The 948-nt window shown below is 48.2% G+C and carries 2 protein-coding genes; both read right to left on the reverse strand.

Going from position 1 to position 948, the window contains the following annotated elements:
- Window positions 1-24: 24 nt before the first annotated feature.
- The gene (locus ACYVG7_RS10165; RefSeq protein ID WP_460883007.1) at window positions 25-471 is read right to left on the reverse strand and encodes a hypothetical protein; all 447 of its coding nucleotides are present in this window, start codon (window positions 469-471) and stop codon (window positions 25-27) included.
- A 64-nt stretch (window positions 472-535) separates the two neighbouring features.
- Window positions 536-796, reverse strand: a complete 261-nt coding sequence (locus tag ACYVG7_RS10170) for a hypothetical protein (RefSeq protein ID WP_460883008.1) — start codon at window positions 794-796, stop codon at window positions 536-538.
- Between the last annotated feature and the right edge of the window lie 152 nt (window positions 797-948).

Here is a 948-nt window from a genome sequence, read left to right on the forward strand (position 1 = left end):
CATCTGGCGCTCCCGGTGGTGAACCTAAGAGATCAGATCACCAAACTGCGGGATAGTTCCCTGATTTGAGCAACAACGCCGATGGCAACCGGCAACCGTTTTTAAATAACGCAGCCCATGATAGGCATCTTCGGATTCAAAATAACCAAACGAGATCTGCTCTCCCACAGTCTCACCATGAGCCTGTAAATCAATCGCCAAGGAGCTAATGCCGATGGTTTTTAAAAATTTGGCTCTGTCGATCATGCTGGTGCGATCCGCATTCACACCATGCAATAACAAGGCACACTGCTGACGGGAACCTGCATCCAGAAACGAGCCATGGGTTCTCCCATAGGCCACCGATTCAAAGCCGATATCAGGCATGGTAATAGAGTGATTGGCCGACTTGGACAAATAAGAGCCAACCCCCCAGACCCCCAATACACCGCAGACGAGACACCCAGAAAATAATAGAAGCAGCTTTTTCATTCGATGAGGGACCCTGTTTATTCGGTAAGGTTGTTTGGCCCACGAAAGCCACGCATGACCAATACTATTTGTTGGCTTGCTCTTGAAATTGAACCCGGATAAAAGAGATTAATTCTTCAGGATCCTGATACGCCCAAGGTGAAATAACGATCTTTTTACCAGCGGCATAAATATGAATGCCATAACCAATGGTTTCAATCTTGGTGACGCTGTCCCATTTAATCTGCTTTTTGCCCGAGCTTATACCGCACCTCGTTACCCGAATCCGCGCCGCGGAATAGACGGAATACAGTGATCCAGCAATCGCGAGGATGGCAAATGCCATTATGAGCATGGATGTCGGTGCATCGATTGATTCCTGCGCGGCAAAATATATAAATAAACCGCCCGTAGCGACAGGGCGGGATCGCACTTTGTTAATGAAATTTGAACAGGCTGATCGTCTGTGATCTAATCACGCCTCCATGCAGGAGGCGC

The sequence above is a fragment of the Pseudaeromonas pectinilytica genome (assembly GCF_054780855.1).